This is a genomic window from Nakamurella sp. (assembly GCF_048594475.1).
GTDB lineage: Bacteria > Actinomycetota > Actinomycetes > Mycobacteriales > Nakamurellaceae > Nakamurella.
The window spans coordinates 22333-28906 of sequence record NZ_JBMDXT010000103.1 but is presented as its reverse complement, the minus strand read 5'-3'; the positions used below and the strand labels follow the sequence as shown (position 1 = coordinate 28906).

Here is a 6574-nt window from a genome sequence, read left to right as displayed (position 1 = left end):
TCGTGGAGAGCCGGGCGGCCGCCCCCATCCTGCCGCTGCACCTGTTCCGCAGCCGGGTGTTCACCGTCTCCTCGATCCTGAGCTTCGTGGTCGGCTTCGCCATGATGGGGTCGATCACCTACCTGCCCGCCTTCCTGCAGTTCGTCGACGGCGCCTCGGCCACCGAGTCCGGACTGCGGATGCTGCCGCTGGTGCTGGGCCTGCTGGCCACCGCGGTCGCGTCGGGTACCTACGTCAGCCGCACCGGGCGGTACCGGATGTTCCCCATCGCCGGGTCGATCGCGACCGGCCTGGGCCTGTACCTGTTCAGCACCATGGACGCCGGCACCTCCTTCTGGCTCGAGGCGCTGTTCATGGTGGTGCTGGGCGCCGGCATCGGCCTGATGATGCAGATCCTGACCCTGATCGTGCAGAACACGGTCTCGTTCTCCGATCTCGGCGCGGCGACGTCCGGGGTGTCGTTCTTCCGCACCCTGGGCGGCTCGTTCGGCGCCTCGATCTTCGGCACGCTGTACGCCAACCACCTCGCCGACCGGCTGCCCGCCGCGGTGCTGGCGGCCGGCCTGACCGACCCGCGGGCCGCGGGCGACCCGGAGGCCCTGCACGCCCTGCCGGCGGCCCAGCAGGCACCCATCGTCGCCGCCTACGCCGAGACGTTCCAGTACGTGTTCCTCGGTGCCGTGCCGTTCGCCGTGCTGGCCCTGGTGATCGCGCTGCTGATGCCGCAGGTGACCATGCGCGACGTCAGCGCCGAACTCGACCGCGGACCGGGGGCCGGGTTCGCCATGCCCCACCCGACAGGCGAGACCGATCAACTGGAGGACCTGGTGGCCGGCGTGCTGCGGCGCAGCGGCCCGGACGTCGGGGCCCGGGTCCTGGCGAACGCCGGGACCGGCCTGACCGACGCCCAGGTCTGGGGCTTGGGCCAGGTCCTGGTCCGCAGCTGGATCCTGGAGCAGCCCACCATCACCCGCTCGGCGATCGAGGACTGGGTCGGCCTGCCGGGCGGGGTACTGACCAGCTTCTTCGACGAGCTGGTCGACGAGGGCCTGCTGACCGGTGAGGGCGACGCGCTGGCGCTGGCCCCGGCCGGCGAACGCGCCGGTGAGGCCATCATGCTGGCCTGGCGGGACTACCTGCGCGCGCAACTGCGCGACTGGCTGCCCGCCGACCGGGTCGAATCGGCCGAGACGGACGCGGTGATGCTCCGGGTGGTGACCCGGCTGATCCGGGAGTCCACCGCGCCGGGCCGGCACAGCGCGGAGCCGGTCGGGCGGTCGGACGGCTCCCCCTGCGGGCCCGGGCAGAAGGGTCGGGCCGGTCCGGCCCGGCCCGCCCTGGACCACCGAGTCCATCGAACGTATGTTCGATCCATGATGCCCTGGGCGGTCACCGAGCAGCGACCCGCGCACTGCCCCACCGGCCACCCGTTCGTCGCCGGGCACATGATCGTCGGTTGGGAGCCATGCCACTGCACGGCCGGTCACACCGGTCATCGCACCTACTGGTGCGAGTTCTGCGGCGCCCTGGTCGAGGTTCCGCCGTGCGTGCGCGGCGGGGTGGCCACGCCGGACCGGCTCGGCCTGGCCCGGCCGGGCTGGTCGGGCCACTCGACCCGGGCGGGCCGGCCCGGCGACGGCGCGGGTTCCGCGTGACCGGGCCCGGGGCCGGGAACAGTCGGCCGGTGATCGACCGTGCCTGAGGGCCACACCCTGTTCCGCCTCGCCCGCCGCCAGCATGCGGCCTTCGCCGGCCGGGAGGTGCGCGTCAGCAGCCCGCAGGGCCGCTTCGCCCGCGGCGCCGAGCTGATCGACGGCCGGGTCCTGGACGAGGTGACCTCGTACGGCAAGCACCTGTTCGCCCGCTTCGGGCCGGACACGGTGCACGTGCACCTGGGCCTGTACGGCAAGTACACCTCCGGCACCGGCGAGCCGCCGGAGCCTCGTGGCGCGCTGCGGATGCGGTGGGTCGGACCGGGGCCGCACGGCGAGGGGGTGTGGACCGACCTGCGCGGGGCGACCGCGTGCGAGCTGCTCGACGAGGAGCAGGTCGCGCGCCTGCTGGACCGGCTCGGGCCGGATCCGTTGCGAGTCCGCGGCGGGGCGGCCGGCACCCACGACTCGGACCGGGCCTTCCGCCGCATCTCCCGGTCGCGAACGGCCGTCGGCGCCCTGCTGATGGACCAGTCCGTGGTCGCCGGGATCGGGAACGTGTACCGGGCGGAAGTTCTCTTCCGGCAGCAGATCTCGCCGTTCCGGCCGGGTCGGGAGATCACCGCCGACGTCTGGGAACCGCTCTGGGCGGACGTCGTCACCCTGATGCGGGCCGGGGCGCGCGCCGGCCGGATCGTCACCACCCGACCCTCGGACCGGGCCCGCCGGACCGGTCGGGTGACCCGGGACGACGCGCACTACGTCTACCGGCGGGCCGGGCGGCCGTGCCGGATCTGTGGCACCGACGTGCGTACCGACGTGATGGTCGGCCGGAACCTGTTCTGGTGCCCGGCCTGTCAGCCGGACTGACCGGGCCCGGGCGGATCCGACGGCGCCGCCGGACCCGACCGACCCGACCGACCCGACCGACCCGCCGGACGGGACCAGGCGGATGAGACCCGACGGGGCGGCCCGGACGACGGGTCGTCGCGGATCGGGTGCGGTCCGGCCGGGGTGACCCGGCCGACCCGGCCACCGGCCGGCCGCCCCAGGACGGGAGCTCAGTCCTCGGCGGCCGCGAGCTCCTCCTCGATCTCCTCCTCGACCAGGGCGACCGCCAGGCCCAACGCCTCCGCAATCTTGGCCGAGGCCGACACCACGCGCGGCGTGCCGACGATCGGGGCGACGGCGACGAGCAGGCTCTGCACGTCCTCCAGGGTGATCCCGACCTCGACGGCGGATCCCGTGTTCAGCAGGTAGGACGCGGTCGGGGCGTCCACGGCGATCAGCGCGGCCAGGCGGGCGATGATGTGCTCGCGCGCCGGCAGCTCGCTCCCCACGATCGAGACCGCGGTGATCGCGGACAGCGCGTCGAGCACCGGCGTTTCCTCGGGCATGTCTTGAGTCCTCTCGGTTTCGGGTGGCCGTCACGTGCGGCCGCCCGCCAGTCAACCGACGCACGCCGGTCGATCGGATCGTCCGAACGGGATGAAACGAGCCGACCGAGGTCGGCCCACTCCCCCATCGGCATCACGCCGGCGCGGTCAATGCCCGGAGGCGTTGGCAATGGGTTTGCGGATCGGCACGTCGATCATCAGGATGGGCATCCGCCACCGGGCCGGAGCCGCACTTCCGGCCGTGAGTCGGTGACCAAGACCGATAGGAGTTGTTCCGTGGCCGTCGCCGGCGGGAACGTCTCGTTCCATGCCTACAGCTCGACCAGGACCGCCGCGTACTTCGCCGAACGGATCGGTGTGCGCCCGACGCGCGTCGCTGAGATCGGCGATCCGGTCGGGAAAGGCATCTACGGTCGACGTCACCAGGATGCGATCTGGACCTTGGAAGTCGAGTGTCCCGAGGATGCGCTCGAGCCCCTCGACGCCGCCCTTCTGACGTTGCTGTCGCAGTTCGACGGCCTGGAGGAGGTTCTCGACGAGCTGCGAGCGGACTTCGACCTCCGAGTTCGCTGCTATGGGCAGTCGAACGTGTGCAGGGCGGGTTCTGGCTCGGGGTACCGGTCCTGCAACGGCTGGGCCGCCTCGGCGTCGACTTCGTCTGCACCGTCTACCTCGACGAACCCGAAGCGTGACCAGCGGGGGTCACCGATCGGCAGGATGTCCGTCGTGATCGTGGAACAGATGAACGGGCTGATGCGCGAGATTCGCCGAGGGGCGGACGACATCATCGCTGCGGGTCGGCTCGATCCGCGCCTCCAGGCCCTTGCCGACGACCAGGGTCTCATCGTGCCGGACGGCGGCATCTACTTCGCCGGCTTACTGCGGCTCAACGGCGATCGAACCCCGCGGCACAGCCCGACCGGCCACGAGGCGCTCGTCAACAGCTTTCACCCCGACGAGATGCTCGGCACGCAACAGCCGGACTGGGCGACGGTCAATCTCGCCCACTCCGTGCTGCTCGCCGGGGAGATCCTGCGCCGGGCCGCCACCTTGACGCCGATGCCGGTCGATGTGGTGGTGGGCATCGACCTCGGCGGGTTCGGCTCGTACCCGTCGTCGACGTTCCGGTTCTTCGGCCGGCGGGCCGACGACCGCTGGATCGCCGACGACCTGGATGACGTCCACGAACAGGCCGTCGGTGTCTATCGGCTGGCCCCCGGTCCGATGAGCTCCGACTCGGGTCGATCTCCGGAGGCGACGGTTTGCGCGTAGGGATGTTCGTCGGCGATGACGGCTGCGGTGACACCTGGGTCCGGGCCCGGATGGCGGGACCGCCACCGTGATCTGAAAGCGGCCGAGCCGGCGCGGCCGGTGGGGCACCGGCCAGGGGCAATTCTCGATGCCGCTGCCGACCGACGAGATGGCCGCCGCCTCCCTCGCCGCCCTGCTCCCCCGGCTGGCGCGCGTGGACGCAGCCGCGCAAGCCCCGGCCGTGACCCCGCCGGACGTCGGCCGATCAGGAGGTGTGGCGCAGCGTGGCACTGATCAGCGGTGCTTGGAGCATGGCAGCGGTGAGTTCAACGCCGGTGACGATCTCCAGCAGGTGCGCGCCTCGCGCGGACAGGGGTGGGCCGTCCTACCTGACCGCCGGGGTCGACGAGTACAGCTTCTGGTGCGACAACGGCATGTCTCCTGAGGAGATGAAGCGTTCGTTGGCGCTGTTCATCGAACAGGTGGTGCCCGCGTTCCGCTGAGGCGTCGGCCGCGGGCCTCGGTCCGCGGGGTGCCGCGCGAGAATGTCGACGGCGCGGACGTTTCCGCTCACCCGGGCCGGCCGCCCGGCAAAGTGGTGGCGCTCGGCGGGATGGTGGCGGAGAATCGACGGATCCCACTCCGCGAACGAGGGAGCGCCCGTGTTGGTCACCGCCGTCGTGCTCGGTACCGGCGCGGTGGTCGTCGGCGCCCTCGGGTATCTCTGGCGTCACCGCGACGGCCGGCTCGCCCGCGGCGTGGCCGAAGCATCCGTCACCTACAACATGCTCAACGGCCAGGCCGCCGAGCCCACGATGCCGCACTTCTCCGACACGCACGATCGGCCGCCGGATCGCTTCTGAGCCGCCGACCCACGCCCGCCGGATGGAGACGGCCGCCGCGCCCTGCAACGCCGCCCGCCCCGCGGACCGAGTAGTGATGTGACCACGAGAGCGTCCGCTGCCGATCGCGCATTGATCGGGCTGCTGTTCGAGCAGCACGGCGATCGGCTGCGCCGCTATCTGGCCGGCCGGGTCGGCCCCGATCACGCGGACGATGTGCTGTCCGAAGTATTCCTGGCCGCCTGCCGGCGCTGGTCCAGCTACGACCCCGGCCGCGGCCCCGAGATCGCCTGGTTGTTCGGCCTGGCCACCACGGCCGTGCGCAGCCACGCCCGCGACGAGGCTCGCCACCTGCGCCGGGTGCTAGCCCAGTGCGCCGACCGGCCCGGCGACGGCGCGGAGAGCAGCGAGGACAGTGTCGCGCGGGTGGACGCCCAGCGCCGGATCCGCCGGCTGCTGCCGGATCTGCACCTGCTCGACGGGATCGACCGGGACATCCTGCTGCTCGTCGCCTGGGCGGGCCTGACGCCGACCGAGGTCGCCGCCTCGCTGGACATGCCGGCGGCGACCGTCCGATCCCGACTGCACCGGGCCCGGCAGCGCCTGCGCCGGGTCGACGCCGCGCACGATCTCGAATCCCTTCCCCCGAAAGGCTTCCCGCGATGACTCACCCTCTCGACCGGCGGCCGTGGTCCGACGACGACCTCGACCGCGCGCTGGATGATCTGCTGCAGTTCGGCATCACCGCATCGCCGGAGGCCGGGCGCTCGGCCGACCGGAGCCGGTCCCGCCGCCGCTGGGCCGCGCCGCTGGCCGCGGCCGCGGCGGTGGCCGCCGTCCTGGCGGCCGTCTCGCTATCCGGAGCAGCCGGATCCGGCGCCGCCGACACGGCCCGGGTCCTGTCCGTACGGTCCGGGATCGCTGACGTCGGCGGGGCCCGGTTCCCGGTCCCGCCGGGGTGGACGGTCGCCGTCACCGCCGCCGACGACGATGCCGTGACCGCCTGCCTGGCGCCCGCCCCCGCGCCGGCCTGTGACGGGGTCCAGGTCGTGATGGCCACCCCCGGCGGTCCGATGCTGCCGGACTCGGTCATCGACAACGTCTTCGGCGCCGTATGCCCGAACGGAGGGGGCGGGTACATCCGGGCCGAGCCGGAGATCCAGCTCGGCGGCCGCGCCGCCGTGCACTACTTCGGCGGATCATGCACCCTGGACGGCCCCACCGCGCATGCATGGATCACGAACGACCGGACCCTAGCCGTCACCACGCCGACCGGCCGGTGGGCAGCCGAGGGAGCGGCCGTCGCGAACGGCCTCGATCTGACGCAGTGGCCGCGCCCGGAAGGGATTCCCCTCGTCTCGCGGGTCATGGGGACCACCGGCTAAGTCCCCGCGACGACGCGCCCGTCCCGCTATACACACGAGGTATACCT

General features: G+C 72.7%; 7 protein-coding genes and 1 pseudogene. 7 read left to right on the top strand and 1 reads right to left on the bottom strand.

Annotated elements, in window-relative coordinates:
- Positions 1-1655: MFS transporter (locus ACOJUF_RS05295; RefSeq protein ID WP_420120818.1), on the top strand; the 1655-nt coding region annotated here is incomplete at its 5' end.
- 39 nt (positions 1656-1694) lie between these two features.
- Entirely contained in the window at positions 1695-2522 is an 828-nt protein-coding gene (locus ACOJUF_RS05290; RefSeq protein ID WP_420120817.1) for an Fpg/Nei family DNA glycosylase, read from the top strand.
- 191 nt (positions 2523-2713) lie between these two features.
- On the opposite strand, the gene ACOJUF_RS05285 is transcribed toward ACOJUF_RS05290, so the two are convergent.
- Entirely contained in the window at positions 2714-3049 is a 336-nt protein-coding gene (locus ACOJUF_RS05285) for a carboxymuconolactone decarboxylase (protein ID WP_420120816.1), read from the bottom strand.
- 276 nt (positions 3050-3325) lie between these two features.
- Between ACOJUF_RS05285 and ACOJUF_RS05280 the strand changes: the two genes are divergently transcribed.
- The 5 genes and pseudogenes from ACOJUF_RS05280 (at position 3326) to ACOJUF_RS05260 (ending at position 6527) form a co-directional block, all read left to right on the top strand.
- Complete coding sequence (locus tag ACOJUF_RS05280) at positions 3326-4321, top strand: DUF4279 domain-containing protein (protein ID WP_420120815.1); 996 nt, start codon at positions 3326-3328, stop codon at positions 4319-4321.
- 365 nt (positions 4322-4686) lie between these two features.
- Positions 4687-4803: pseudogene (locus ACOJUF_RS05275) on the top strand (LLM class flavin-dependent oxidoreductase); the annotation flags it as partial.
- 159 nt (positions 4804-4962) lie between these two features.
- Positions 4963-5163 carry a hypothetical protein gene (locus ACOJUF_RS05270; protein ID WP_420120814.1) on the top strand — a complete coding sequence of 67 codons (201 nt, stop codon included), beginning with the start codon at positions 4963-4965 and terminating at the stop codon, positions 5161-5163.
- Positions 5164-5274: 111 nt separating this feature from the next.
- Positions 5275-5808 carry an RNA polymerase sigma factor gene (locus ACOJUF_RS05265; RefSeq protein ID WP_420120813.1) on the top strand — a complete coding sequence of 178 codons (534 nt, stop codon included), beginning with the start codon at positions 5275-5277 and terminating at the stop codon, positions 5806-5808.
- The gene (locus ACOJUF_RS05260) at positions 5805-6527 is read left to right on the top strand and encodes a hypothetical protein (protein ID WP_420120812.1); all 723 of its coding nucleotides are present in this window, start codon (positions 5805-5807) and stop codon (positions 6525-6527) included. Before ACOJUF_RS05265 ends, ACOJUF_RS05260 begins: the two co-directional genes overlap by 4 nt.
- Positions 6528-6574: the final 47 nt, after the last annotated feature.